The 23,801-nt window shown below is 71.9% G+C and carries 20 protein-coding genes; 15 read left to right on the top strand and 5 right to left on the bottom strand.

Annotated features, from left to right (window positions below):
- Nucleotides 1-24: 24 nt before the first annotated feature.
- The 3 genes from DN051_RS14485 (at nucleotide 25) to nudC (ending at nucleotide 6,301) form a co-directional block, all read left to right on the top strand.
- Nucleotides 25-3,795 (top strand): UvrD-helicase domain-containing protein, encoded by a 3,771-nt coding sequence (locus DN051_RS14485; protein WP_112438845.1) that lies wholly within the window; start codon nucleotides 25-27, stop codon nucleotides 3,793-3,795.
- Between the two features lie 10 nt (nucleotides 3,796-3,805).
- Nucleotides 3,806-5,209, top strand: coding sequence for a dipeptidase (locus tag DN051_RS14480; RefSeq protein ID WP_112442263.1), 1,404 nt, complete (start codon nucleotides 3,806-3,808; stop codon nucleotides 5,207-5,209).
- Nucleotides 5,210-5,344: 135 nt separating this feature from the next.
- A complete protein-coding gene (gene nudC, locus DN051_RS14475; RefSeq protein WP_079002038.1) occupies nucleotides 5,345-6,301 on the top strand; it encodes an NAD(+) diphosphatase in 957 nt (318 codons plus the stop codon).
- Between the two features lie 102 nt (nucleotides 6,302-6,403).
- Here nudC and DN051_RS14470 read toward each other — a convergent pair whose 3' ends face one another.
- Nucleotides 6,404-6,646: a mycoredoxin gene (locus DN051_RS14470; protein ID WP_053763665.1), complete on the bottom strand. Its 243-nt coding sequence runs from the start codon at nucleotides 6,644-6,646 to the stop codon at nucleotides 6,404-6,406.
- A 487-nt stretch (nucleotides 6,647-7,133) separates the two neighbouring features.
- On the opposite strand from DN051_RS14470, the gene DN051_RS14465 reads away from it, so the two are divergent.
- The 5 genes from DN051_RS14465 to DN051_RS14445 all read left to right on the top strand — a co-directional run bounded on the left by DN051_RS14465 (nucleotide 7,134) and on the right by DN051_RS14445 (nucleotide 11,064).
- Complete coding sequence (locus DN051_RS14465; RefSeq protein WP_420709260.1) at nucleotides 7,134-9,362, top strand: ATP-dependent DNA helicase UvrD2; 2,229 nt, start codon at nucleotides 7,134-7,136, stop codon at nucleotides 9,360-9,362.
- A 165-nt stretch (nucleotides 9,363-9,527) separates the two neighbouring features.
- Nucleotides 9,528-9,854, top strand: a complete 327-nt coding sequence (locus tag DN051_RS14460; RefSeq protein ID WP_112438844.1) for a hypothetical protein — start codon at nucleotides 9,528-9,530, stop codon at nucleotides 9,852-9,854.
- A gap of 175 nt (nucleotides 9,855-10,029) precedes the next feature.
- The gene (locus DN051_RS14455; protein WP_053763663.1) at nucleotides 10,030-10,398 is read left to right on the top strand and encodes a WhiB family transcriptional regulator; all 369 of its coding nucleotides are present in this window, start codon (nucleotides 10,030-10,032) and stop codon (nucleotides 10,396-10,398) included.
- Nucleotides 10,395-10,718: a hypothetical protein gene (locus tag DN051_RS14450; RefSeq protein WP_053763662.1), complete on the top strand. Its 324-nt coding sequence runs from the start codon at nucleotides 10,395-10,397 to the stop codon at nucleotides 10,716-10,718. The genes DN051_RS14455 and DN051_RS14450 overlap by 4 nt, the downstream gene beginning before the upstream one ends.
- A 136-nt stretch (nucleotides 10,719-10,854) precedes the next feature.
- On the top strand, nucleotides 10,855-11,064 hold the full coding sequence (locus tag DN051_RS14445; protein ID WP_112438843.1) for a hypothetical protein: 210 nt from the start codon (nucleotides 10,855-10,857) through the stop codon (nucleotides 11,062-11,064).
- 166 nt (nucleotides 11,065-11,230) lie between these two features.
- Here DN051_RS14445 and DN051_RS14440 read toward each other — a convergent pair whose 3' ends face one another.
- Both DN051_RS14440 and DN051_RS14435 read right to left on the bottom strand, forming a co-directional pair.
- The gene (locus DN051_RS14440; protein WP_112438842.1) at nucleotides 11,231-12,643 is read right to left on the bottom strand and encodes an ABC1 kinase family protein; all 1,413 of its coding nucleotides are present in this window, start codon (nucleotides 12,641-12,643) and stop codon (nucleotides 11,231-11,233) included.
- The gene (locus DN051_RS14435) at nucleotides 12,636-13,850 is read right to left on the bottom strand and encodes a TOMM precursor leader peptide-binding protein (protein ID WP_053757842.1); all 1,215 of its coding nucleotides are present in this window, start codon (nucleotides 13,848-13,850) and stop codon (nucleotides 12,636-12,638) included. Before DN051_RS14435 ends, DN051_RS14440 begins: the two co-directional genes overlap by 8 nt.
- A 213-nt stretch (nucleotides 13,851-14,063) precedes the next feature.
- On the opposite strand from DN051_RS14435, the gene DN051_RS14430 reads away from it, so the two are divergent.
- The 4 genes from DN051_RS14430 (at nucleotide 14,064) to DN051_RS14415 (ending at nucleotide 18,012) form a co-directional block, all read left to right on the top strand.
- Nucleotides 14,064-14,660 carry a M48 metallopeptidase family protein gene (locus tag DN051_RS14430; protein ID WP_079000637.1) on the top strand — a complete coding sequence of 199 codons (597 nt, stop codon included), beginning with the start codon at nucleotides 14,064-14,066 and terminating at the stop codon, nucleotides 14,658-14,660.
- Nucleotides 14,661-14,797: 137 nt separating this feature from the next.
- Nucleotides 14,798-16,546 carry a TerD family protein gene (locus DN051_RS14425; RefSeq protein ID WP_112438841.1) on the top strand — a complete coding sequence of 583 codons (1,749 nt, stop codon included), beginning with the start codon at nucleotides 14,798-14,800 and terminating at the stop codon, nucleotides 16,544-16,546.
- Nucleotides 16,547-16,559: 13 nt separating this feature from the next.
- Nucleotides 16,560-17,240 (top strand): AIM24 family protein, encoded by a 681-nt coding sequence (locus DN051_RS14420; RefSeq protein WP_053757470.1) that lies wholly within the window; start codon nucleotides 16,560-16,562, stop codon nucleotides 17,238-17,240.
- A 16-nt stretch (nucleotides 17,241-17,256) separates the two neighbouring features.
- Nucleotides 17,257-18,012 (top strand): AIM24 family protein, encoded by a 756-nt coding sequence (locus DN051_RS14415; protein WP_053757469.1) that lies wholly within the window; start codon nucleotides 17,257-17,259, stop codon nucleotides 18,010-18,012.
- Nucleotides 18,013-18,132: 120 nt separating this feature from the next.
- On the opposite strand, the gene DN051_RS14410 is transcribed toward DN051_RS14415, so the two are convergent.
- Both DN051_RS14410 and DN051_RS14405 read right to left on the bottom strand, forming a co-directional pair.
- Complete coding sequence (locus DN051_RS14410) at nucleotides 18,133-18,654, bottom strand: NUDIX hydrolase (protein WP_112438840.1); 522 nt, start codon at nucleotides 18,652-18,654, stop codon at nucleotides 18,133-18,135.
- Nucleotides 18,651-20,081, bottom strand: coding sequence for a zinc-dependent metalloprotease (locus tag DN051_RS14405; RefSeq protein WP_053757467.1), 1,431 nt, complete (start codon nucleotides 20,079-20,081; stop codon nucleotides 18,651-18,653). The genes DN051_RS14410 and DN051_RS14405 overlap by 4 nt, the downstream gene beginning before the upstream one ends.
- A 192-nt stretch (nucleotides 20,082-20,273) precedes the next feature.
- Between DN051_RS14405 and DN051_RS14400 the strand changes: the two genes are divergently transcribed.
- The 3 genes from DN051_RS14400 to DN051_RS14390 all read left to right on the top strand — a co-directional run bounded on the left by DN051_RS14400 (nucleotide 20,274) and on the right by DN051_RS14390 (nucleotide 23,704).
- Nucleotides 20,274-21,386 carry an SDR family oxidoreductase gene (locus DN051_RS14400; RefSeq protein ID WP_053757466.1) on the top strand — a complete coding sequence of 371 codons (1,113 nt, stop codon included), beginning with the start codon at nucleotides 20,274-20,276 and terminating at the stop codon, nucleotides 21,384-21,386.
- A 200-nt stretch (nucleotides 21,387-21,586) separates the two neighbouring features.
- Nucleotides 21,587-22,045, top strand: coding sequence for a molybdenum cofactor biosynthesis protein MoaE (locus tag DN051_RS14395; RefSeq protein WP_112438839.1), 459 nt, complete (start codon nucleotides 21,587-21,589; stop codon nucleotides 22,043-22,045).
- 561 nt (nucleotides 22,046-22,606) lie between these two features.
- Nucleotides 22,607-23,704 carry a YlbL family protein gene (locus DN051_RS14390; RefSeq protein ID WP_199314927.1) on the top strand — a complete coding sequence of 366 codons (1,098 nt, stop codon included), beginning with the start codon at nucleotides 22,607-22,609 and terminating at the stop codon, nucleotides 23,702-23,704.
- Nucleotides 23,705-23,801: the final 97 nt, after the last annotated feature.

The following is a 23,801-nucleotide window of genomic DNA, read 5'->3' as shown; positions in this document are numbered from 1 at the left end:
GTGGCCGCGGCTAGCCTTTTCGACATGCCCGCCCGTATCACCGATCCCGAGCAGCTCAAGGAGCTCCTCGGGATCCCGTTCACCCCGGAGCAGACGGCCTGCATCATCGCGCCGCCCGCCCCGCAGGTGATCGTGGCCGGAGCCGGTTCCGGCAAGACGACGGTGATGGCGGCACGCGTGCTGTGGCTGGTCGGCACCGGCCAGGTCGCCCCCGAGCAGATCCTCGGACTGACCTTCACCAACAAGGCCGCCGGGGAACTCGCCGAACGCGTCCGCAAGGCCCTGGTCAAGGCGGGCATCACCGACCCGGACGTCATCGACCCCGACAACCCGCCCGGCGAACCGGTGATCTCCACGTACCACGCCTTCGCGGGCCGCCTCCTGGCCGACCACGGCCTGCGCATCGGCCTCGAACCGACCTCCCGTCTCCTCGCCGACGCCACCCGCTACCAGCTGGCCGCGCGCGTGCTGCGCGAAGCCCCCGGCCCCTACGCGGCGCTGACCCGCTCCTTCCCGGACCTCGTCAGCGACCTGCTCACCCTCGACTCCGAACTCGCCGAACACCTCGTCCGCCCCGAGGACCTGCGCGCCTGGGACGCCGACCTGCTGCGCGCGGTGGCGGACGTCAAGCTCACCAACGCCGACCTGCGCAAGGTGCCCGAGGCGGCCGCCGCCCGCCGCGACCTCGCCGAACTCGTCCTGCGCTACCGGACCGCGAAACGCGAGCGCGACCTGCTCGACTTCGGCGACCAGATCGCCCTCGCCGCCCGCCTCGCCCAGCTCCCCGACGTCGGCCGCATCCTGCGCGACGAGTTCCGCGTGGTCCTCCTCGACGAGTACCAGGACACCTCCGTCGCCCAGCGCGTCCTCCTCGCGGGCCTGTTCGGCGGCTGCACCGGCCACGCCGTGACCGCCGTCGGCGACCCCTGCCAGGCCATCTACGGCTGGCGCGGCGCCTCCGTGGCCAACCTCGACGACTTCCCTGACCACTTCGCCCACGCCCACGGCCGCCCCGCCACCCGCCAGGCACTCAGCGAGAACCGCCGCAGCGGCGGCTACCTCCTGAACCTCGCCAACGGCCTCGCCGAGCCGCTGCGCGCCATGCACGCGGGCGTCGAGGCACTCCGCCCGGCCCCGGGCGCCGAACGTGACGGCCTGGTCCGCTGCGCCCTGCTGCGCACCCACGCCGAGGAGATCGACTGGATCGCCGACTCCATCGCCCACCTCGTCCGCACCGGCAAGGAGCCCGGCGAGATCGCCGTCCTGTGCCGCACGGCCACCGACTTCGCCGAGATCCAGGGCGCCCTCGTCGCCCGCGACATCCCCGTCGAGGTCGTCGGCCTGTCCGGCCTGCTGCACCTGCCCGAGGTGGCCGACCTGGTCGCCGTCTGCGAGGTGCTCCAGGACCCGGGCGCCAACGCCTCCCTGGTCCGGCTGCTCACCGGCCCCCGCTGGCGCATCGGCGCACGCGACCTCGCCCTGCTGGGGCGGCGCGCCCGGCTCCTCGTGTCCCACGCGCGCGTGGACGCGGACGACGACCCGGACCGCAGGCTCGCGGAAGCCGTCGAAGGCGTCGACCCGGCCGAGGTCATCTCGCTCGCAGACGCCCTCGACACCTTCCTGGAGACACCGCTGGAGGGCGGCGGGCAGGACGACGGGCTGCCCTTCTCGCCCGACGCGCGCGTGCGGTTCGCCCGCCTGGCCGCCGAACTGCGCGACCTGCGGCGCTCCCTGTCCGACCCGCTCATGGACGTACTGCACCGCGTCCTCGCGGTCACCGGCCTGGAGGTCGAACTGTCGGCGTCGCCGCACGCCCTGGCCGCCCGCCGCCGCGAAACCCTCGCCAACTTCCTGGACGTCGCCGCGTCCTTCGCAGCCCACGAGAGCGAGGCGAGCCTCCTCGCCTTCCTCGGCTTCCTGCGCACCGCCGCGCAGTACGAAAAGGGCCTCGACAACGCCCTCCCGGGTGGCGAGAACACGGTCAAAGTGCTCACCGCGCACAAGTCGAAGGGCCTGGAGTGGGACGTCGTCGCAGTCCCCGGCCTGGTCACCGGCACCTTCCCCAGCGGCCAGGGCCGCGAGAAGTGGACCGCCCAGGCCAAGGTGCTGCCCCACGAGCTGCGCGGCGACGCCGACACGCTGCCCGACCTCGAGACCTGGGACGCACGCGGCATGAAGGCCTTCCACGAGGCCATGAAGGACCACCAGCACACCGAGGAGCTCCGCCTCGGCTACGTCACCTTCACCCGCCCCCGCTCCCTGCTCCTCGGCTCCGGCCACTGGTGGGGCCCCACCCAGAAGAGACCGCGCGGGCCCTCCGACTTCCTGATGGCCCTGTACGACCACTGCACCGCCGGCCACGGCGAGATCGAGGCCTGGGCGGACGAGCCGGCCGAGGACGAGGAGAACCCGGCCCTGCACCGGGCCGCCGTCGAGCAGCGCTGGCCGCTGCCCCTGGACGACACCGCGCTGGCCCGACGCCGCGCGGCCGCCGCGACCGTCCTGGCCCACCTGGACGATCTCGCCTCCGACGAGGCCGGCCACCGCACCGCCGTTCACGACCCCGACATCCACGACGACCCCGACTGGCCCCCGCCACCGGACGACGAGGACCCCGCCTACGAGGACCCCGCCTACGAAGACACGACCGTCCACGAGGACACGAACCCGTACGACGACGAGGACCCGTACGGCGACGGCCCGTACAAGGACGCGGGCCGGTACGAGGGCGAGATCCTCCACGGAGAGGCTCCCGAGGGCGACCCGGCCGACTGGGACTCATGGGATTCCTGGGACGCACACCGCCCGAAGGACGCGCACGGTCCGGCCGGCGTGCACCGCCCCACGGCCGCACATCACCCCACAGACGCACATCACCCCACAGACGCGCACCGCCCGACGAGCGCACGCCACCCCGGGGACGCACACACGCCTGCGGACGCGCACCCCCCGGTGGACGCTCCGCGACCGACCGTCCCGCACCAGATGTCGGCCCCGGACCGTTCCGACGCGTCATGGGCCGCCCGCCCGCACCCCCAGGAACCAGGGTCGACCTCGCTGACGCCAGAGGAAGCCCGCGCCGTCGCCTCCTGGGACCGCGACCTCGACGCCCTCACCGGGGAGCTCCTGCGCGCCCGCGAGTCCGTCACCGAGGTGCCGCTGCCGGCCTCGCTCACCGCGACCCAGCTGCTGCGCCTGGCCGCCGACCCGGACGGATTCGCGCAGGAGCTGGCCCGCCCCATGCCCCGGCCCCCGCAGCCCGCCGCCCGCCGCGGCACCCGGTTCCACGCATGGATCGAGGCACGCTTCGAAGAGCTGACCCTGCCCATGCTGGAGCCGCAGGACCTGCCCGGCAGTGACGCCGACGTAGCCGACGAACACGATCTGGACGCCCTCAAGGAGGCCTTCGAACGCACCGAGTACGCCCACCGAACGCCCTACCGCGTCGAGACGCCTTTCCAGCTCGCGATAGCCGGACGCGTCGTACGGGGTCGTATCGACGCCGTGTACCGGGACGCGAGCGGCGACGGCGGCGGAACGACGTACGAGATCGTCGACTGGAAGACCAGCCGCACCCGCGCCGCCGACCCCCTCCAGCTGGCCGTGTACCGGCTCGCCTGGGCCGAGCAGCGGGGCGTACCCCTGGAATCGGTGACCGCCACCTTCGTGTACGTACGCACCGGCGAGGTGGTCCGGCCCCGTGGCCTGCCGGACCGCGCCGCGCTCGAGCGCCTGCTGCTGGAGGAGCCGCCCGGTGACGAACCGCACGATCTGGGTGTCACCGCGGGCCGATAGGCTCGTGACCATGAGCCAGACCCCGGACAGCGCCGTCCGCACGTACATCGACGAGCACCGTGCCGCCTTCCTCGACGACCTCGCCGAGTGGCTGCGCATCCCGTCGGTGTCCGCGCAGCCCCAGCACGCGCCCGACGTGCGGCGCAGCGCCGACTGGCTCGCCGGCAAGCTCAAGGAGACCGGCTTCCCGACCACCGAGGTCTGGCAGACGCCGGGCGCCCCCGCCGTGTACGCCGAGTGGCCCTCCGACGACCCGACGGCGCCCACGATCCTCGTCTACGGCCACCACGACGTACAGCCCGCGGCCCGCGAGGACGGCTGGGACAGCGACCCGTTCGAACCCGCCGTCCGGGAAAACCGCCTGTACGCGCGCGGGGCCGCCGACGACAAGGGCCAGGTGTTCTTCCACACCCTCGGTGTCCGCGCCCACCTCGCCGCCACCGGCCGCACCACCCCGGCCGTCACCCTGAAGCTGCTCATCGAGGGCGAGGAGGAGTCCGGCTCGCCGTACTTCCGCGCCCTCGTCGAGGAGCACGCCGACCGGCTCGGCGCCGACGCGGTGATCGTCTCCGACACCGGCATGTGGTCCGAGGACACCCCCACCGTGTGCACCGGGATGCGCGGCCTCGCCGAGTGCGAGATCCGCCTGCACGGCCCCGACCAGGACATCCACTCAGGCTCCTTCGGCGGTGCCGTGCCCAACCCGGCGACCGCCGCCGCCCGCCTCGTCGCCGCCCTGCACGACGACCACGCGCGCGTGACGATCCCCGGCTTCTACGACGGCGTCGTCGACCTCACCGACCGCGAGCGCGCCCTGTTCGCCGAGCTGCCCTTCGACGAACAGCGGTGGCTGCGCACCGCCAAGTCGCACGCCACCCACGGCGAGACCGGCTACACCACCCTGGAACGCATCTGGGCCCGCCCCACCGCCGAGGTCAACGGCATCGGCGGCGGCTACCAGGGCGCCGGCACCAAGACGATCATCCCCTCGACGGCCATGGTGAAGCTGTCGTTCCGCCTGGTCGCCGGCCAGGATCCCGACCACATCGAGCGGGCCGTCCGCACCTGGGCCGCCGACCACACCCCCGACGGCATCCGGCACGAGATCACCTTCTCCGCCGCCACCCGCCCCTGCCTGACGCCACTGGACCACCCGGCACTCCAGTCCGTCGTCCGCGCCATGAGCCGCGCCTTCGGAAAACCCGTCCTCCACACGCGTGAGGGCGGCTCCGGACCCGCCGCCGACCTCCAGGACGTCCTCGGCGCCCCCATCCTCTTCCTGGGCATCTCCGTCCCCTCCGACGGCTGGCACGCCCCGAACGAGAAAGTAGAACTCGATCTGCTCCTCAAAGGCGCCGAAACCGCCGCCCACCTGTGGGGCGACCTCGCCGAGCACTGGCGCCATGCACCCTGACCGCTGCGACCTGAGCACTGTCCCGTCCGGGGCACACTGGAAGGACCGCCCGCACCACGCAGCCGCGGCGGACCCGGTCGCCTCCTGCCGTACGTCCGCTCAACCGCCGCCGAATCAACCGTTCCACCGGGGGAGTTGGAAGCACCCGTGACCACCTGGACCGACCACACCGCCGACCGACCCGTCTCGCTCACCGCTCCCAGCGGCATCGACCGTGCCGCGCACCACCGGCTCGACGAGGCCTGGCTCGCTGCGGCATGGAGCCACCCCACCACCCGCTGCTTCGTGGTCTCCGGCGGCCAGGTCCTCATCGACGAAACCGCCGACGGACGCACCGAGCTCGTCATGAGCCCGTCCTTCGAAGCCCCCCTCACCGAGGCCCACCGCTACTTCCTGGGCACCGACGAGGACGGTGTGAGCTACTTCGCCCTCCAGAAGGACGCACTGCCCGGACGCATGGACCAGTCCGCCCGCCCGGCCGGGCTGCGTGAGGCCGGCCTGCTGCTCTCTCCCCGCGACGCGGGCCTCATGGTGCACGCCGTCGGCCTGGAGAACTGGCAGCGCACCCACCGCTTCTGCTCCCGCTGCGGAGAACGCACCGTCATCGCCGCGGCCGGCCACATCCGCCGCTGCCCCGCCTGCGGCGCCGAGCACTACCCCCGCACCGACCCCGCCGTGATCATGGCCGTCACGGACGAGAAGGACCGCATCCTGCTCGGCCGCCAGGTCCACTGGCCCGAAGGCCGCTTCTCCACACTCGCCGGCTTCGTCGAGCCCGGCGAGTCCGTCGAGCAGTCGGTACGCCGCGAGGTCCACGAGGAAGCGGGCATCACCGTCGGCCAGGTCGAGTACGTCGCCAGCCAGCCCTGGCCCTTCCCCTCCAGCCTGATGCTCGGCTTCATGGCCCGCGCCACCACCACCGAGATCAACGTCGACGGCGACGAGATCCACGAGGCCCGCTGGTTCTCCCGCGACGAACTGACCGCCGCCTTCGACTCCGGCGAGGTACTGCCGCCCTACGGCATCTCCATCGCGGCCCGCCTCATCGAGCTCTGGTACGGAAAGCCCCTGCCGACCCGCACGACCTTCTGACCACGTTCAGGTCGTCCTGCGACGACCGTCCGACCACGTTCTGACCACACGACGAAGGGGTGGCCGCCCCTCCCGGGACGGCCACCCCTTCGAGTACGCCGACTAGGCGCCGATCTTCTGCTTGACCTGCGCCAGCGACGGGTTGGTCAGCGTCGACCCGTCCGGGAACAGCACGGTCGGCACCGTCTGGTTGCCGCCGTTCGCCTTCTCCACGAACACCGCGGACTCCGGGTCCTGCTCGATGTTGATCTCCGTGTACGCAATGCCCTCGCGGTCCATCTGGCTCTTCAGCCGACGGCAGTATCCGCACCACGTGGTGCTGTACATCGTCACAGTGCCCGGCATGTCTGGCTCGCTCCTCAACGGGTCGGGGACGGTTGGTCGCAGAGTGGGAACGCACTCGAACGGCCCACCATTCCCGCCGGGGGTATACGAACGCCGGGCCCCGACCGCCGGGCCCGCACCGCCCCGACACGGCCCACGGACCACCCCGGACCCGTCGCGCCTCCCGGACCCCTCGCGCCACCAGGGCCCGCCCGCACCGCCAGGACGTACCCCACGCGATCCATCCGGACACGCCTCCCACGCGATCCATCCGGACACGCCTCCCACGCGCACCCCCGGCCACGCCCCCCATCGCAACGACCGGAACGTGATTCCTGCCGCATCGCCAGGACGTGACCCCTGCCGCATCGACCGGACGTGACCCCCGCCGCACAAAGCCGTGCCCCCGCCGTACTGAGACGTGACGCCTGCCGCATTAATACGACTAAACGGGTGCGCCTGTGGACAACCGGCTCACCCGTCTCCGGCGACCTGGCAGCATGGCCGTGTGACAGCAGCAACGCACTCCACCCTCTTCCCGCAGGGCCCCGGCGACGCACAGCACGTGGCAGCGCCGAGTGACGCCGACGCGGTGCTCGCAGGGCTCGACCCGGAACAGCGCGAGGTCGCCACCGCGCTGCACGGACCGGTGTGCGTACTCGCAGGCGCCGGTACCGGCAAGACCCGAGCCATCACCCACCGGATCGCCTACGGCGTCAGAGCCGGCATCCTGCAGCCCTCCACCGTGCTCGCCGTCACCTTCACCAACCGCGCCGCCGGCGAAATGCGCGGCCGCCTCCGTCACCTCGGCGCCAACGGCGTCCAAGCCCGCACCTTCCACTCGGCCGCCCTGCGCCAGCTCCAATACTTCTGGCCGAAAGCAGTCGGCGGAGGCATGCCCCGGCTCGTCGACCGCAAGATCCAACTCGTCGCCGACGCCGCGGCCGCCTGCCGCATCCGCCTCGACCGGGGTGAGCTGCGAGACGTCACCGCCGAGATCGAATGGTCCAAGGTCACCCAGACCATCCCCGCCGAGTACGCACTCGCAGCCGCGAAGGCCGGCCGCGAAGCCCCCCGCGACCCGGCCGAGATCGCCCAGCTCTACACCACCTACGAAGACCTCAAACGGGACCGCGCCGTCATCGACTTCGAAGACGTCCTGCTGCTGACCGTCGCGATCCTCCAGGACCGCCACGACATCGCCGACCAGGTCCGCGCCCAGTACCAGCACTTCGTCGTCGACGAATACCAGGACGTCAGCCCCCTGCAGCAACGCCTGCTCGAACTCTGGCTCGGCGACCGCGACAACCTCTGCGTCGTCGGCGACGCCAGCCAGACGATCTACTCGTTCACGGGAGCAACCCCCGACCACCTGCTCGACTTCCGCACCCGCCACCCCGGCGCCACCGTCGTCAAGCTCGTCCGTGACTACCGCTCCACACCCCAGGTCGTCCACCTCGCCAACGGACTGCTCACCCAGGCCCGCGGCCGCGCCGCCGACCACCGGCTCGAACTGATCTCCCAACGGCCCCCCGGCCCCGAGCCCGTCTACACCGAGCACACCGACGAACCCGCCGAGGCGGAAAGCGCCGCCCACCGCATCCGCGAACTCCTCGACAGCGGCGTCCCCGCCAGCGAGATCGCCATCCTGTTCCGCACGAACGCCCAGTCCGAGACCTACGAACAGGCCCTCGCCGACGCCGGGATCCCCTACCAGCTGCGCGGCGCCGAACGGTTCTTCGACCGCCCCGAGGTGCGCAAGGCCGGCCTCGCCCTGCGCGGCGCGGCCCGATTCGGCGGCAACGACGCCCTGCTGGACGAAACCGTCGATCTCCCCTCCCAGGTCAGGGCCGTGCTGTCCGGCGAAGGCTGGACGACCACACCCCCCGCCGGATCCGGCGCCGTGCGGGAACGCTGGGAATCCCTCGCCGCACTCGTGAACCTCGCCCACGACTTCGCCACCGCACGACCCGACGCCACCCTCGGCGACCTCGTCGCCGAACTCGACGAACGGGCCAACGCCCAGCACGCCCCTACCGTGCAGGGCGTCACCCTCGCCTCCCTGCACTCGGCCAAGGGCCTCGAATGGGACGTCGTCTTCCTCGTGGGCGTAGCCGAAGGCATGATGCCGATCACCTACGCGAAGACCGACCCGCAGATCGAGGAGGAACGCCGCCTCCTCTATGTCGGCGTCACCCGCGCCCGCTCACACCTCCACGTCTCCTGGTCCCTCGCCCGCTCACCCGGCGGCCGCCCGAACCGCCGGCCCAGCCGCTTCCTCGACGGACTGCGCCCCGGATCGGCCACCACCTCGAACCGCTCGGGCACCGGCGCCACCGGAGGCATCGAACGCGGGCACGTGCACATCGCCACCGGCGTCCCCGTACCGCGACGGACCCAGCGCACGCCCGCCAGGTGCAGGATCTGCGGGCGCACCCTCACCGACGCCGGCGAGCTGAAGCTGATGCGCTGCGAGGACTGCCCCACCGACATGGACGAAGGGCTCTACGAACGTCTGCGGCAGTGGCGCGAGGTCCAGGCGCGGCGCAGCGGCCAGCCTGCCTTCTGCGTCTTCACCGACAAGACCCTGATCGCCATCGCCGAAGCCGCCCCCGACGACGAGGGCGAACTGGCGCGTATCCCAGGGGTCGGAGTACGCAAGTTCAAGCGCTACGGCACCGATGTCCTGGCCATCTGCGCAGGCCACGAACCGGAGGCAGAAGAAGACGAGGACTGATCCGAACTCGTCGAAAAAATAGTTTGCGCATGCCCCAGCAATCCCCATAGGTTCTAACGCACGGGAGCAGCGGCCTTCTCGGAGGCCCTGATTCCGTGATGTACTTGCATATCCGTCGGACTGGCTCACCCCAGTCCCCCTAGACGCCGAGAGGAGGCGAGTCCAGTGATCAGCATCAAGAAGAGCTCCACCAGCATCGTCAAAATGACCGATCGCTCGGTCGCCTCCGTGTGCATGCTCGGCGCCACCAACCCGGGCACCGGTCTGTCCGGCATTCGTGCCGCCGTCCGTCCGGCGTCCTCCCTGTCCCTCGCGGGCCTTCCCGTCCGCGAGCGTGACGAGCGACCGATTCAGGCACTGGAAGCGGCAGTAGTGGCACAGGCCAAGGCCTATGCCTTTACGGCGACCGGTGCCGGTAACCGGAAGCAGACGACGCAGCACCACCAGATGTGGGCCTTCCGTGGGCCAGAACCCTGGAGTGATCCAGCCTGATCGGCGATCAGGCCGGCGCCTTCAGGGCCGCGGAACCCCATCCGGGATCCGCGGCCCTTCTGTTTGTCCCGAACGGGACGACGGAGCGAAGGGGCCTCGGGACAAGAAAAGAACCCGGTACCAGCCGCCAACCGGTCCAACAGGACCGGCACGACCAGACGAGGAAAACGACACCGTGCAACTCGAAGCGCACGCCCCGTCCGTACCGCCTTCCGAGACGATCCCCCCGCCCGGCCTCACGGAGGACTCCACCTTGACTCCGCTCACCGCGCTCACCGCGCTCGACGACGCCATCGAGAACCTCGGCGTACCCGTCCCCTGCCGCTCCTACGACCCGGAGGTCTTCTTCGCCGAGTCGCCGGCGGACGTCGAGTACGCCAAGTCCCTCTGCCGCACCTGCCCGCTGATGGATGCCTGCCTCGCCGGCGCCAAGGAGCGGCGTGAGCCCTGGGGCGTCTGGGGTGGCGAGCTGTTCGTCCAGGGTGTCGTCGTCGCCCGGAAGCGGCCCCGTGGTCGCCCGCGCAAGAACCCGGTCACGGCATGAACACCGCAGGAACGATCGACCGTCCCCTCACGCACGACCCCCAGAAGCAGGCCCCGATGAAGCCGTCCACCAACGAGCCCACCGGCTCAGCAACCTCAGACTTCACCACCACCGGCGCGAACGACTCGCGTCAGAACAGGACCCGCGAGATGCAACTCATCCCAGAAGCCCTGGCTCGTGCGCATATGCACGACCGGCTGCACCAGGCGCAGAGCGAGCGCCGGGCCATGAGCCTGGTGGCCGCCCGCCGGATGCAGCGCCGCGCGGAGCGCGCCTCGCGGCGCGCGCGCCGCGCGCTCGCCATGGCGGTCATGCAGTAACCCGCACCATCTGAAGCGGTAGCCTCCCGCCCCGAAGAGGCAGAAGATCCCCGCGGGGGCCGGTCCGTACGAGCGGACCGGCCCCCGCGGTGCGTTGTGCCGGGAGATCCATCGGCGACGGCGATATCGTCACCGGGTGACGAGCCTCCCCGGAGACAGTGACAAGGACGGCTCCGCCCCGGAGTCCGGCCCCATCGTCTGCGCCCGCTGCGGTGCCCGGACCCACGGCCCGCAGCCCACCTGGACCTGCTCCGTGGAGCACGGCACTCACCGCTACTTCTGCGACAACTGCTCGCGGGAGCACCTCAGGGCCATCGAGGGGCGGTTGGACTCGGCTTGGTGGTAGGCGGGCTTTCCGGGTTCCGGGTTCCGGGGGCCCTCCCCCCTCCCCCTCCCCACCCTCCCACCCCACCCCTCGACCTTCCCGAAAACGGCAGCCCGGCTCCCCAAAGCACCCGCCTCGAAGCGCCCGCCCCGAAGCGCCCGCCCCAGAACGCCCCCAACCGCCCCCCTCACGCCTCTGCCGCGGTCTCCTCGTCCAGCCCGTCCTCGTCCAGCTCGTCCTCGTCCAGCTCGTCCTCGGGCAGCTCGTCCTCGGGCAGGAATCCCGGCAGCCATTCCTCCAGTTCGTCTCGGAGCCGTACTGTCGAGCCGAGTTGGCACAGCACGCCGATGGTGCTGAGGGTCACCCGGTGTATCAGGAGGTAGGACGGCGGCAGGTTGAGCTGTTTGCCGAGCTGGTAGGCGGGGGAGCGGGGGTCGCCGACGCGGGTTGCCTGGCTGCGCATCCAGCCGCGGGTGAACGTGTATTCGTCGACTCGGGCGGGTTCGATGATCGGCAGGAGGTAGTCGAGGACGGCGTCGGGGTCCAGGTCGATGGATTCCTTGACGAAGCCTTCCTCGCGGAGCAGGTCGTAGACGGCTTGGGCTTCGCCGTCGAGGGTCATGCGCAGGGAGTCGCCGATGGGGGTGGGCAGGCCGCCGGGGAGGCGGTCGACGGTGCCGAAGTCCAGGACGCCGAGGCTCCAGTCCTCGTCCGAGTCGGGGTCGCCCGGTAGCAGGCGGAAGTTGCCCGGGTGCGGGTCGGCGTGCAGGAGGCCGGTGCGGGCGGGGCCGGAGAAGAGGAAGCGGGCGAGGAGCTGGCCGGCCCGGTCGCGTTGTTCCTGGGTGCCGTCCGTGATGATCTCGGAGAGCGGGGTGCCGTCGATCCACTCGGTGACGAGGATCTGGTCGCACTGGTGGACGACGGCGGGCACCAGGAAGTCCGGGTCGCCGGCGAACTCGTCGGCGTGGATCTGCTGGGCCTGTGCTTCCAGGCCGTAGTCCAGTTCCTCCGAGACGCGGTCCTTGAGTTCCGTGATCAGCGGTTTGATGTCCATGCCGGGGATCAGCGGACCCAACAGTCGGGCGAATCGGCTCAATTGGTTCAGGTCGGACAGCAGGGCCTCGCCTGCTCCCGGGTACTGCACCTTGACCGCGACCTCGCGCCCGTCGTGCCACACGGCGCGGTGCACCTGGCCGATCGAGGCGGCCGCGGACGGCTTGTCCTCGAATTCGAGGAACAGCTCCCGCCAGTCGTCACCGAGCTGCTCGTCGAGCACGGCGTGGACGGCGCGGGTCGGCATCGGGGGTGCCGCGTCCTGGAGCTTGGTCAGCGCGGCGCGGTAGGGGCCGGCGATCTCCTCGGGCAGGGCGGACTCGAACACGGACAGGGCCTGTCCGAACTTCATCGCGCCGCCCTTGAGCTCGCCGAGCACCTTGAACAGCTGCTCCGCCGTCCGCTGCTGCAACTCGCGGCCGACGATCTCCGCGGACTCGCCGACGATCCGCTTGCCCAGGCCCCAGGTGGCCCGGCCGGCGAAGCCGAGCGGGAGCGTGGCGAGCTTGGCGGTGCGGGTGACCGCCTTGCGGGGAAGATCAGACATGCGCCCTCCAGGTCCCAGCCGGCCGTGCCGCGCCCGCCGTACGGCGTGGCTCCGCTGATGGCCGTTCCACCGCCATTGTCTCGTGTGCCTGCGCTTCTTCCGAGGTGCCTTCCCCTCGGGTTTTCTCCGAAGCGCCGCACGGGCATGCCGGGTGTGCCCGGACGGGGCGGGCGTGCCAGCGGAGGGTGGGGAGGGAGACCTCCCAGCGGACGCCGGCCGCGGAGGCCGACCGATTGTCGAGGTAGGTGAGCGCGTGCCCGGCCGCCAGTCCGGCGACGGTGGTGGCGAGGGCCAGGTCGCAGGGCCGGACGTCGGGCTGCCTGCCCGAGCGCCACTGCGCGACCAGACGGGGCCAGGCCGGGTCCTCGTCGGTGCGGGTCTCGTGCAGGCAGCGGGCGCAGCCGGTCTCGCCGGGCAGGACGAGGGGGCCGACCATGCCGGTACCCTCGACGACTCCGGCGTACAGGTGGGGTGTGCCGGAGGTGATCAGCGGGTGCGCGGTGTCCGGGGCGGGGGCGTGCACGGCGACGTCGTCGCGTGGGGCGAGGATCACCAAGGAGAATCCGGGTTCGGGAGTCTCGGTGTGTGACCGGGGGTCGCGGCGGGGCGGGCGGCCGGGGGCGGCCCGACGTGCGTGACGTCGGGCGGCTTCGTCGCGGCGCTCGCCGACGCACTCCGCGGGCAGTCCACCGGGTGTGACGTCCCAGGGTTCGACGCGGCCGCAGTCGCGCACGTCGACCTCGCCGATCCCGGCCGCCGACAGCAGCGACGCCAGGACGGCGCCCACCCGGCCGGCTCCGCGGACCTGGACGCGCAGGGAGCGCCGTGCGGCCAGCCGGCCCATGGCTTCGCCGGGTGCGGAGGTGGTCAGGGACAGCGAGGCGAGATCGGGGCGCAGCCGGTCGAGCGTGTCCTTCTTCTCGCGCAGTGCGTCGGCGGGCGGGCCGCCGCCCTTGGCGTCGTCGAGGAGTCCGGACCGGGCCAGTCGGTCCACGAGCGCGTCGACATGACCGTCCGGCAGGTCCATGTGCCGTCCCTGTTCGCGCAGGAGCGGCAGGCCGCGTGTGCCGTTGAGCAGGTCGAGGAAGTGTCCTGTGGCCGGGTCCATCGGCCCCAGTGCCATGGCGTGCGCCGGTGTCATGCCGAACTGCACGGTGTTGAGGTCGCGCCAGCCGCGCCGCAGCGCCGGTTTCACCATTGGATGCATGTCAGGCCCCCGTATGGATGCATGTCAGGCCCCCGTAGCCTGTGAAAGGTCCCTGGGCTTCGAGTGCCAGCATGCCCGGCGCGGGTGGACGGGGGTGGGAGTTGTCCACAGAGGGTGAGCGTTTGTCGTACAAATCAGACGCTCGGTGGGGGATCGGAACGGAACCGCCCCGGGGTCGGGACTTCACCCGTGTGCAGCGGGTAACGTCGGGGCGTGCCCGCCGACCCACTGCATCGTGCCGGAAAGCCACAGCGCAGCACGACGAGTCCGCCGCCGAGCGGCTCGGGGGCGAGCGCGATCGAGGTGCGCCGGAGTACCCGTCGACGCAGGACGGTCTCCGCGTACCGCGAGGGCGATCGCACCGTCGTGCTCATCCCGGCCCGGATGTCCGAGGCCGAGGAGCAGCGCTGGGTGACCGTCATGCTCGACAAACTCGCCGCCCAGGAGAGCAAGCGGATGTTCGGCGACGCCGAACTGGCCGCGCGTGCGGAGCAGCTGTCCGCGCAGTACTTCGACGGTCGCGCCCGGCCGGCCACGGTGCGCTGGGTCACCAACCAGAACACCCGCTGGGGCTCTTGCACGCCGTCGGAGGGCAGCATCCGCCTGTCGCACCGGCTGCAGGGCATGCCCGAGTACGTCGTCGACTACGTCCTGCTGCACGAGTTGGCGCATCTGCTGGTGCCGGGACACGGGCCCCGCTTCTGGCGGTTGCTGGAGGCGTACCCGCGTACGGAGCGGGCGCGTGGCTACCTGGAGGGCGTGGTGGCGGCCGGCCGGTTGCCGCATCCGCCCGGCGCCCGCGGTGAGTGATCCGGCCGGTCACCGCGGTGCCGCGGCTGCCGCGGCGTGGTTCTGTACCGGGTCTGTACCGACTCCTTCCGGTGTCCGAGTTTGCCGTTAGCCTGGCGCGACGCACTTGTATTCGGGATGGGGGACGGTCGTTACGCATGGCCAGGGAATTCCAGCGCGGCCACAAGGCCAAGATCAGTGACCTCACCGCGGGCACGGATCTGTACGTAGGTGTGCAGATCTCCGGCCCCGGACTGACCTTCGACATCAGCTGCTTCGGTCTGGACGCCGACGAACGGCTGTCGGACGACCGCTACTTCGTCTTCTTCAACCAGCAGAAGTCTCCGGAGGAGGCCGTTCAGCTGCTGGGTGCGCAGGCGGGCGACACGGAGTCCTTCCGGGTCACGCTCGACCGGATCCCGCAGCAGATCCACAAGCTGTCCTTCACGGCGACGGTCGACGGCGCCGGACAGATGTCGCAGATCACCACCGGTTACATCCGGATCGTCGCGGGTGGCGAGGAGGTGGCCCGGTACGCGTTCAACGGCTCGGAGTTCTCCACCGAGCGCGCCGTGATGCTGGGCGACTTCTACCTGAAGGACGTGTGGCGGTTCGCCGCCGTCGGGCAGGGCTTCGACGGCGGACTGGACGCCCTGCTGAAGAACTTCGGCGGTGAGGTCCAGGAGGAGGAGGCGCCGGCCGCGCCCCAGCCGCAGAGCGGCGGGGCTCCCGGTTTCGCGCCGCCCGCGCAGGCGGCCGCGCCGCCCGCTTTCGGCGTCCCGGCCGCCCCGGCGGCACCCGCGCCGCAGCCCGCCCCTGCCCCGCAGCCCGCGGCGCAGGGCTTCGCGCCCCCCGCGGGGGCCACCCCGCCCCCGCCTCCGGCACCCGCACCCCCGGTCCACACCGCGCCGACGGTCGTGGCGCCCATGACGCCGCCCGGCCCGTCCGTGTCCCCGCCCGCCCCGGCGCCCGCACCGCCCTACGGCCAGCCCGGCCCGCAGCAGCCGCCGTACGGTCAGCCGCCGTACGGCCAGGGCGCGCCCGGCCAGACCGCACCGCTGCCGCCCGGCTATGCCCAGCCGCAGGCCCCGACGGCCCCCGCGCCGCCCCCGGGCCACGGGCAGCCCACGCCCCCGCCCGGCTACGGGCAGCCCACCCCGCCGCCGGGCTTCGGACAGCAGCCGCCGGGGCAGGTCCCCGGTCAGCAGACCGCTCCGTACGGCGTCCCGCAGGGCGCCGGGCAGGCACCCGGTGTGGCCGCGGCGCTCCAGAAGTTCCGGGAGACGCCGACCGGGCAGCGCTGGACGCAGCAGAACCGGAAGCTGGTCCGTGTCGACCTCGGCATCGGTGGCCAGCCCGTGCTCGCCCGGCAGGGCAGCATGGTGCTCTACCAGGGCAAGGTCGACTTCAGCTACAAGGGCGCCGGATTCGCCGGCCGGATCGTCGGCAACGCGACCGGCCAGGAGATGCAGCTGATGCGTTGCACCGGTCAGGGACAGGTGTTCCTCGCCGAGAACTCCACGATGCTGCATCCCATCGAGCTCCAGGGCGACGGCATCTGCGTCTCCGCCGAGAACGTCCTCGCCTTCGACGAGAGCCTCCAGTACGAGATCCGCCGCATCGAGGGTCACGGCATCCCCGGCGGCGCGCTGTTCACGATGCAGTTCACCGGCACCGGCACGATCGTCGTCAAGACGCACGGCACGCCCGTGGTGCTGCCGGTCACGCCGACGACGTTCGCCGACTGCAACGCCGTGGTCGCGTGGTCGGCCGCCTCCCAGGTGGTCGTCTCCAGCCAGGTGCGGATGCGGCGCAACGCCTACCCCGGTGACACCGGGGAGAGCGTCAACCTCCAGTTCCGCGGCGCGCCCGGCAACTTCATCGTCGTCCAGCCGTACGAGATCTGAGGGAGAGCCCGTCATGAACCAGCCGCTCGCGGGCCACGCCCCCGCACCCGTCACCGCCCGCATGGACAACCACGGCAACCACATGCTGAAGGTCGCCATGCAGACCGGGAACGACCTCCTCGCGCGCGTGGGGTCGATGGTCGCCTACGAGGGCTTCATCCAGTACGAGCCCAACCCGCCGGCCGTCCGGCAGGTCGCCCGCGACTGGGCGACCGGCGAGGGCGCGCCCCTGATGAAGTGCTCCGGCGACGGACTTCTCTACCTCGCCGACTACGGCGCCAACGTCGTCGTGATCAACCTCAACGGCGACGGCATCTCCGTCAACGCCACCAACCTGCTCGCCTTCGACGCGCATCTGACGTGGGGTGTCGAGCGGGTCAAGGGGCTGGCGAAGTTCGCCGGGCAGGGCCTGTGGAACACCAGGATCTCCGGGCAGGGCTGGGTCGCGCTGACCTCCCGGGGCAAGCCGATCGTCGTCGACTGCGGCGGCGGCGAGGACGAGACCTACGTCGACCCGGACGCGCTCGTCGCCTGGTCCCCGAACCTCAAGGTGAAGGGCAAGCGCAGCTTCAAGGCGCAGTCACTGATCGGCCGGGGCAGCGGCGAGGCGTTCCAGATGGCCTTCTCCGGCCAGGGCATCGTCGTCGTCCAGCCCAGCGAGGACAGCACCGACCGTCTCCGGGTCCGGGGCTGAGGGGGAGTACCACACCATGCAGAGTCCACTTTTCGCCCACAACGACCAGCAGACCCAGGAACGCTGGAGCCTGCAGAACAAGCAGATGCTGCGCGTCACCCTGGAGGGCCACGACGACATCCTGGCCCGCAAGGGCACCATGGTCGCCTACCAGGGGCTCGTCGAGTTCGACGCCGAGTTCCAGAGCCGCAGCGCCGCACGCTCGCGTGCGCACACCGGCGAGGGCCTGGACCTGATGCGCTGCCACGGGCAGGGCACCGTCTTCCTCGCCAACCTCGCCCAGCACATCCATGTGATGGAGGTGGACCAGGACGGGCTGACCGTCGACAGCAGCTACGTGCTGGCGATGGACTCCGCCCTGCACCACGAGGTCATCGCCGTCGACAGCCTGTACGGCATCTCCGGGTCCGGCAAGTACCAGCTCAACATCACCGGACGCGGCCGGGTCGCCCTGATGACCTCCGGCGCGCCCCTGATGATGCAGGTCACACCCGACAGGTACGTCAACTGTGACGCCGACGCGATCGTCGCGTGGTCCACCGGGCTGCGGGTGCAGATGCAGGCGCAGACCCACTCCTCCGGGGTGTGGCGGCGCCGGGGCAGCACCGGGGAGGGCTGGGAGCTCAGCTTCATGGGCACCGGCTACGCCCTGGTCCAGCCCAGCGAACTGCTGCCGCCGCAGAACGCCCAGATCGGGCACGGAGCCGCCGCGCAGTTCGGCATGGGGCAGCAGGGAGCGCGCGGCCAGAACCAGGGCAACGTCTGGAGCTGACCCGTCCACGACCGGCGGCGACAGTCGCCCGAGGGCATGCAGGAGGGGCGTCCGCCGAGCGTGGACGCCCCTCACGGCTTGTCGCCCTGTGTCCTGCCCGACATCCGGCCCCGCCCGGGTTCACAGGCGGGCGCGCGTCGCCTCCAGCAGCCGTACGACGGACTCGTCCGCCACGCCGGCCACCTCGTCGTACCCGAACCAGCGCAGGTCCAGGGACTCGTCGCTGATCTCCTGGACCGCTCCGGGCGGTGCCAGGACGGCGTACTGCACGTCGAAGTGCCAGTGGCACGGCGGCGGGATCGGATGCCGGTCCAGCCGCACCGGGCCACCGGGCAGCAGCGTCAGGCCCGCCACCCCCGACTCCTCCGCCGCCTCCCGCAGGGCCGCCGACTCCAGCGTGGTGTCGCCGGGCTCGCAGTGACCGCCCATCTGGAGCCACATCCGCAGCTTCCTGTGCAGCGTCAGCAGGACCCGGCCGTGCTCGGGATCCACCACCAGGGCACTCGCCGTGACATGGCCGGCGTGGCACGCCTTCCACATGCCGTCCGGATGCGATGCGAGATGGTCCAGGTAGGCGTCACGCAGGTCCGGCTGGCCCTTGTAGCCCTTGAGTACGAGGACCGCGTCGTCGTACAGGTTCATGACGCGTCGTCGCCCTCGGATCCGTCCTTGTCCCGCTTCGTCAGGTCGGGCTTGTCCGCCGCCTCGCCGAGCATCCGGTCCAGCTCGGAGAAGTCGAGCTGCTCGCGGTGCACGAACCCGTCCGGGTCGTCCAGGTCGGAAGCATTCGGCAGCATGTCCGGGTGCGCCCACAGCGCGTCGCGCCCGTCGACCCCGCGCGCGTCCGTCAGCGACGCCCACAGCCGGGACGCGTCGCGCAGCCGGCGCGGACGCAGCTCCAGACCGATCAGCGTGGCGAACGTCTGCTCGGCCGGACCGCCCGTGGCACGCCGGCGGCGCAGCGTCTCGCGCAGCGCGTCCGCCGAGCCCAGACGGGGCTTCGCCGCCGCGTGCACCACCGCGTCCACCCAGCCCTCGACCAGCGCCAGAGCCGTCTCCAGACGGGCCAGGGCCGCCTTCTGCTCCGGGGTGTCCTCCGGCTGGAACATGCCCTGCTGGAGCGCGTCCTGCAACTGCTCCGGGTTCTGCGGGTCGAACTGGCCGACCACGTCCTCCAGCTTGGCCGTGTCCACCTTGATCCCGCGCGCGTACCCCTCGACCGCGCCGAACAGGTGCGAGCGCAGCCACGGCACGTGCGCGAAGAGCCGCTGGTGGGCGGCCTCGCGCAGGGCGAGGTACAGCCGCACCTCCTCCTGGGACACGCCGAGGTCCTTGCCGAACGTGTCGATGTTGACCGGCAGCAGCGCGGCCTTGCCGGCCGGGCCGAGCGGCAGGCCGATGTCGGTCGAGCCGACCACCTCGCCCGCGAGCACGCCCACCGCCTGCCCGATCTGCGTGCCGAACATCGCGCCGCCCATCGAGCGCATCATGCCGATCAGCGGGCCGGCCATGGCCTGCATCTCCTCCGGCAGGACGTCGCCCATGGCGGCGCCGACCCGCTCGGCGACCGGGTCGACGAGCTCCTGCCAGGCGGGCAGCGTCGCCTCGACCCACTCCGCGCGGCTCCACGCCACCGCGGAGGCTGCGCCCGACGGCAGCGACGTGGCGTCGTCCAGCCACAGGTCCGCCAGCCGGACGGCGTCCTGGACCGCCTTGCGCTCGGCCGGGCCGACGCTCGCGTCCTTGGCGCCGTCGGACGTGCCCTGCGAGACCGTCTGGCGGGCGATCTGCTTGGCCATGTCCCAGTTCACCGGGCCGCCCTCGTACGAGAGCATCTGGCCCAGCTGCTGGAAGGCGGCGCCCAGGTCGGTGGGGTTCAGCGAACCGAACATGGCAGCGAGCGGATTGTCCGCCCCGGGGCCACCAAAGCCTCCGGCGCCGGGCAGCCCGAAACCGAACGGGTTGCCCGGTCCCTGCCCACCACCGCTCTGCTGGTCCTTCTCCTTGCCCTCGTCGCCGTTCTCCGGCTCCTCCGGCGGAAGGCCGAATCCGAATGGGGTGTCACTCACGGGATTCCTCGGCTGGTAAGGCCACCGGTTCTTTCCGGCGGCACGACTGCCCGACAACACCACCCAGCGTAGACACCCGGCGCGGATCGGGCCTCGGTGCTTCGCCGACTCTCAGCCTGCGGCAGGATGGATGCCACCTGGTACGCACGCGTCACTCGCGCTCGTATTGAAGACAACCGCTGGAGATACCCGGTGAGTTCCCCAGATCCGCAGGTTCGCGCAGCGCGAAACCACTCAACCCCGTCCAGCCGCCGCGCGCCCGTCGTCGCTGTCACCGGCGCCGCGACCGGCGTGGGCGCGCTGCTCACCGCGCGGCTGGCCGCGTCCGAGGAGATCAAGCAGGTCATCGCCATCGACGAGCGGCGCGGGGAGTGCGCGGCGGCCCTGTGGCACATCCTCGACGTGCGCGACCCGGCGATCGCGGAGAAGCTGCGCGGCGCGGACGTGGTGGTGCATCTCGCACTCGACCTCGATCTGGAGACCGACGCCGCCGCCCGGACGGCCTACAACGTGCGGGGCACCCAGACCGTGCTCACCGCGGCCGCGGCCGCCGGGGTCCACCGGGTCGTGCTGTGCACGTCCGCCATGGTCTACGGGGCGCTGCCCGACAACGAGCTCCCCCTGTCCGAGGACGCCGAGCTGCGCGCCACCGCCGAGGCCACCGGCGTCGGAGACCTGCTGGAGATCGAACGGCTCGCCCGGCGGGCACCCCGCGCGCACCCCGGCCTCAACGTCACCGTGGTACGGCCCGCCGTGCTGATCGGCGGCACCGACACCGCGCTGACCAGGTACTTCGAGTCGCCTCGGCTGCTGGTCGTGGCCGGCTCGCGGCCCGCCTGGCAGTTCTGCCACGTCGAAGACCTGTGCAGCGCTCTGGAGTACGCCGTCCTGGAGAAGGTCGACGGGGAACTCGCCGTCGCCTGCGACGGCTGGCTGGAGCAGGAGGAGGTCGAGGAGCTGACCGGGATCCGCCGCATGGAACTGCCCTCGGCCGTCGCCCTGGGAGCTGCGGCCCGGCTGCACCGGATCGGGCTGACACCGTCGCCGGCGGGCGACCTGGCGTACACGATGTACCCCTGGGTGGTCAGCGGGAGCCGGCTGCACGACGCCGGATGGCGGCCGCAGTGGACCAACGAGGAGGTCCTCGCGGAGCTCCTGGAAGAGGTCTCCGGGCGGCACACCGTCGCCGGGCGCCGCCTCGGACGCAAGGACGCCACCGCGGCGGGCGCGGCGGGCGCGACCGTGGCACTGCTGGGCGCGGCGGCCGTGGTGCGGCGGGCCAGGAAGGCGCGCCGCCGCATCTGACGCCACCCCCGACGGGCGCCGACGGACGGCGAAAACGGCCGGAACGGGCCCCGGCGAGTGCCGTCCGCGGGTACGCCGCCACCCCCCGCGCGGCGGCACCGGACACTCCGCGGCCCCTGTAGGAGAGTCCAAGGCCGCCCACGCGCGTGCGGGTGAAAGCGCTATTCCGCGCTGTCGGCGGTGTGGGGCACGATGGACCCATGGCAGCCACGAACGATCATCCCGGTGAGCGGGGCGCGCAGGACCCCGTCAAGCTGATCGGCATCCGCGAGACGCCGCTCTCCGTCGACGAGGTCTTCCGGGCCGTCGAGGACGCCGCCTCCGGCGGGACCGCCCTGTTCGTGGGAACGGTCCGCAACCACGACTCGGGAGCCGACGTCGACCAGCTCGGGTACTCCTGCCATCCCACCGCCGAGGCCGAGATGCGGCGGATCGCCGAGAAGGTCGTCGCCGAGTACCCGGTCCGGGCCCTCGCGGCCGTGCACCGGGTCGGCGACCTGCGGATCGGCGACCTCGCCGTCGTCGTGGGCGTGTCGTGCCCGCACCGCGCCGAGGCGTTCGAGGCCTGCCGCAGGCTGATCGACGACCTCAAGCACGAGGTGCCCATCTGGAAGCACCAGAAGTTCTCCGACGGCACCGAGGAGTGGGTCGGCGCGTAGCGCCCGCCCGACGATTCCGACCCGCCGCGCCGGCCCACCCGCCGCGCCGGCCCACCCGCCGCGCCGGCCCGCCCGCCGCGTCCGTCCGACGCTTCCCGCCACCCGGGCCGGCCGCCCGTTCGCCACGCCTGCCCGCTCGCCGCGCCCCCGCCGCGCCGGCCGCGTCCGCCCGCGGGCCCACCCACCCACGTGCCGGCGCCCTCCGTACCCCCGCCAATCGGCCGCACGCTCTGTCCCCCGACCCTCCGGTTGCGTAACCGCCACCCTGCCCGGAGCGTTGTCAGTGCATATGGTTAATCTGCTGATCATTAAGTCGCGGACGCTCATCGGGTTGGGAGGTCGGCATGGCGGCGCTTGCCTGGTTGCTGATTCCGCTTGTGGCTGCGGTCGCCGCGGGCCTGTGGGGCAGTTGGGCCAACAGGACCCGTAAGGCGCGAAGCGACGGCCCCGAGCTCGACGGATACGCGCGGTTCTGCGAGGCCATGGAGAGGTCGCACACCAGTCCGTAACGGCCTGCCGCCCTGACGGTGCGCCGACAGACCCGTCCCGTACTGTCGTGCCATGCCACGCCGCACCGCGACGATGCTCGCCTCCACCCTGATGCTGATCGCGCTTCTGTGCGCGGGAGTGCTCATCCCCGTGCCGTACTCGGAGATGTCACCAGGGCCGACGGTCAACACGCTCGGGGACCACGACGGCGAGCCGGTGCTCCAGATCTCCGGGCGCAAGACGTACCCGGCCGACGGCCACCTCAACATGACCACCGTCCGCGTCACCAGCGCCGACTACCGGATGAACCTCGTCGAAGCGGTCTACGGCTGGCTCGCGCACGACAACAAGGTCGTGCCGCACGACACGCTCTACCCGGACGGCAAGACCGAGGAGCAGTCCACCCAGGAGAACGCCGAGGAGTTCAGCCAGTCCCAGGAGAGCGCGAAGGTCGCCGCCCTGAAGCAGCTCGACGTGCCGGTCCGGTCCTGGGTGATCGTCTCGACCGTGGTCAAGGACTCCCCGGCGGAGGGCGAACTGCACGCGGGTGACGTGATCAAGGCGGTCGACGGCACGGCGGTGAAGCAGCCCGCCGACGTCGCCGAACTGGTCACCGAGCACAAGCCCGGCGAGGACGTGGTCTTCACGATCGTGCCCGCCAAGGAGCACGCCGCGGCGGAGAAGGACAACCGGACGGCGACGAGGACCGAGAAGGTGACGATCACCACGGCGGCCTCCGACGACGCCGGGGAGAAGCGCGCCGTCGTCGGCATCTCCGCCGACACCGACCACACCTTCCCGTTCGCCATCGACATCAAGCTCGCCGATGTCGGCGGCCCGAGCGCCGGTCTGATGTTCGCCCTCGGCATCTACGACAAGCTCACCCCGGGCAACCTCACCGGAGGTGCCTTCGTCGCCGGTACCGGAACCATCGACGACGCGGGCGACGTCGGCCCCATCGGCGGTATCGAGATGAAGACCGTAGGCGCCCGCGACAAGGGCGCCGAGTACTTCCTCACCCCCGCGGACAACTGCGCGGCGGCCGCCAAGGACACCCCGAAGGGCCTGCGCCTCGTCAAGGTGGACACCATCGGCGACGCGCTCGACGCCCTGAAGGACATCCGCAGCGGAGACACCGACGACCTGCCGGCCTGCTCCACCGCGAGCTGACCGCGCGGGAGCCGGTCGCCGGACCTGCCCGCCGCACGGCCGGGGCGCCCCGTCCGCCGGGGCCGCCCCGCCCGCGGGCCGGTCCGCCCGGCCCGCG

It is taken from the genome of Streptomyces cadmiisoli, from assembly GCF_003261055.1.
GTDB lineage: Bacteria > Actinomycetota > Actinomycetes > Streptomycetales > Streptomycetaceae > Streptomyces > Streptomyces cadmiisoli.
The sequence above is the reverse complement of the archived record's forward strand: the minus strand, read 5'-3'. Positions and strand labels throughout refer to the sequence as shown.

Excerpts from the sequence above, each read along its gene's own strand:
- DN051_RS14485 (WP_112438845.1), top strand. The coding sequence starts at position 25 with ATGCCCGCCCGTATCACCGATCCCGAGCAGCTCAAGGAGCTCCTCGGG.
- DN051_RS14480 (WP_112442263.1), top strand. The coding sequence starts at position 3,806 with ATGAGCCAGACCCCGGACAGCGCCGTCCGCACGTACATCGACGAGCAC.
- DN051_RS14470 (WP_053763665.1), bottom strand. The coding sequence starts at position 6,646 with ATGCCGGGCACTGTGACGATGTACAGCACCACGTGGTGCGGATACTGC.
- DN051_RS14450 (WP_053763662.1), top strand. The coding sequence starts at position 10,395 with ATGAACACCGCAGGAACGATCGACCGTCCCCTCACGCACGACCCCCAG.
- DN051_RS14440 (WP_112438842.1), bottom strand. The coding sequence starts at position 12,643 with ATGTCTGATCTTCCCCGCAAGGCGGTCACCCGCACCGCCAAGCTCGCC.
- DN051_RS14435 (WP_053757842.1), bottom strand. The coding sequence starts at position 13,850 with ATGCATCCAATGGTGAAACCGGCGCTGCGGCGCGGCTGGCGCGACCTC.
- DN051_RS14425 (WP_112438841.1), top strand. The coding sequence starts at position 14,798 with ATGGCCAGGGAATTCCAGCGCGGCCACAAGGCCAAGATCAGTGACCTC.
- DN051_RS14420 (WP_053757470.1), top strand. The coding sequence starts at position 16,560 with ATGAACCAGCCGCTCGCGGGCCACGCCCCCGCACCCGTCACCGCCCGC.
- DN051_RS14415 (WP_053757469.1), top strand. The coding sequence starts at position 17,257 with ATGCAGAGTCCACTTTTCGCCCACAACGACCAGCAGACCCAGGAACGC.
- DN051_RS14410 (WP_112438840.1), bottom strand. The coding sequence starts at position 18,654 with ATGAACCTGTACGACGACGCGGTCCTCGTACTCAAGGGCTACAAGGGC.
- DN051_RS14395 (WP_112438839.1), top strand. The coding sequence starts at position 21,587 with ATGGCAGCCACGAACGATCATCCCGGTGAGCGGGGCGCGCAGGACCCC.
- DN051_RS14390 (WP_199314927.1), top strand. The coding sequence starts at position 22,607 with ATGCCACGCCGCACCGCGACGATGCTCGCCTCCACCCTGATGCTGATC.